This window comes from Paramesorhizobium salinisoli (assembly GCF_003335045.1).
Lineage (GTDB): Bacteria > Pseudomonadota > Alphaproteobacteria > Rhizobiales > Rhizobiaceae > Paramesorhizobium > Paramesorhizobium salinisoli.
In genome coordinates, this window is sequence record NZ_QOZG01000070.1 from 1 (window position 1) to 2208 (window position 2208).

A 2208-nucleotide genomic window follows, 5' to 3' on the forward strand; every position below is an offset into this window, starting at 1 on the left:
AACGACGCCCGTGACGGCGGCGGGAACCAAACCGGCGACCGGAAATTATAGCGCATGGCAGGTCAACGTCGCGGACATAAACAGCACCCCCGTCGCAGGCGTCGACGTGTTCTGGAGGGTTTCTCCCACTGATTTCGGGCTGACTTTCTGGGATCCGGCCAAGGGAACTGGCACCGGCGCTGCCCAGTTGCCCACGGTCCAGGCCGGCGACAATATTTTCTATGCTTTCTCAACGTCAGTAACCGGCGGTGCTGCCAGTGCCTGGGTTATGTCTGAAAGACCTTACGCACTCACGGCTGTTCCCAGGGTGAACAATGCGGATATGGGTTTCGTGGATACCCTCTTTTTCGCAAGCGCGGACTATGGGGGCGATTCGCTCAACGATCTCGGTTGGGGTGAATTGATACCTTTCGGTATCCAGAGCTATAAGTATGGAACATATGTTCAACTCTCTCCGACTCAGACTGATCTTCCTGTTTCTCTATTGAACGGATGGCCGAATAACGATCCCAATCTGTCCCAGGACGCGACCTACTTTTTTGTCCTGAATAACCAGGTCGGCAGCCAGTACGGCTTCATGCCGATTACGCAAGACCCGAGGCTCAGCGTCAACTATCTCAAGTCATCGATCAAAGACCTGGAAACCGTTCCGCCATCATCAAGTGAGAATTTTCTCGGATTTTTCGTGCAAAATCCGGACGGCACCTTGTTTGGCTCAAAGTTTGCCCGCAAGTTCTATACGTACATACAACCAGCGGCGGTTAATATACCTCCTGATCAGCCCGGCGATGGCAAGCGCGATCAGGATCTGCCCCAGGCGGTGATTTTATATCTGTCGAATGGGGTCATCACGAATGATACGCTCACCCAAGGAAACGGGCTTTCTGTTCAGTTGAAGAAACTGGCGGCAACCGTCTATGGTGGAAGGCCCGTCACTTTTCTGTTCTATATGAATGGATACGACATGTCTCATGATGTCCATGAAGGCCCGTCCAACCCGGATTATGTCGTCACGGTTACGATACCCTCATCGGGAGGATCTACCCTGGCCAAGCTGGCCACCGAATACGCCACGGGCTTTTCTGCGTATCAGGGACATATGAAAGTATCGTATATCGATTATTACATCGAGCTGACTCCAGGCGTGAAAACGTACGGTCCAATCCCGACAGCGCAGGCCCCGACAAACACTTGAACGAATGCGGCCTGAGCATCTGTACTTCGCAATTTTGTGCGACGCAAATGACTTGCTTCGGGCTGGGTTGGTTATCGAGCCCGAAGTCAAGCGAAGCAGCCCCGCCCCGTTCGGCGACATCCGCAGAGCGTCACCTCACGCACCGTGACGCGCCTCAGGCCGAGCTGCCCGAGATCGGTCTCGTTTCCTGCCAGTGCTGCAGCCGTCGCCAAGGTGCTGGCACAGTATCTCCGCGATGGCCGCCTCGCCGGTACACACGCGCCACCTTTTCCTGCTGATGCAAATAGCACTGGAGCCGTTCGCCGCTTCCGGTGTAACCCCCATATCATGGTGAAGTATGAGAAATCGCAGGGATCGATGCTCCATTTCCGGGCAGGCATGTCCTTCGACCCGCCCATGCAGCGTGCCAGAACCTTGCCGATCCGCGGCAGCAAGCAGCTTACGCGGATCGGCTGCGCGACGATCTTGCAACTGAAAACTCCGGCTCTCTGTTGCTGATCGCAGCAGATTTCTTCTCAACCGGGGTCATGTGAATCGCGAGGCGCTGTTCATTCGCTGGAACGGTGCGGCGATCTCCACTTAATCTCTCCTGACGCAGAGATCACGTCTCATCTCAACGATGGATGAACCGACCCGTCCCTTGCTGCGCTGTGAATGCGGCCGCTCTCGTGACCAATTGAGCACAGGAAACTGCGCCGGATACATAGACGGGCTGAGTTTCCAACTGCCTCAGGAGACGGCCTCGCGGTATGTCCATTGAATGACATTTCCACAATCAGTTATCAGACTGACAAACCGTAAACTCTTTTTCCCAATGCCTATTGCCTTCAAGCAACTTTTGAAAGAGGATAAGCACGTCACATCGAGATACCGCCTAAAAGCATTGATAGATACGAATAGAACTACATTGATAGAAACCAAAATTTATTGATTGAAACAACGATGTGGCGACATGGTTGCATACCATGGACAAGCAGAAGGATTCCGACATTGATCAGACCCGGAGAGTGTCG

1 protein-coding gene is annotated in these 2208 nt (G+C 53.8%); it reads left to right on the forward strand.

Annotated features, from left to right (window positions below; genetic code table 11):
• Positions 1 to 1195, forward strand: a 1195-nt coding sequence (locus tag DUT91_RS25945; protein ID WP_160113721.1) for a hypothetical protein, incomplete at its 5' end; no start/stop codon positions are given.
• Between the last annotated feature and the right edge of the window lie 1013 nt (positions 1196 to 2208).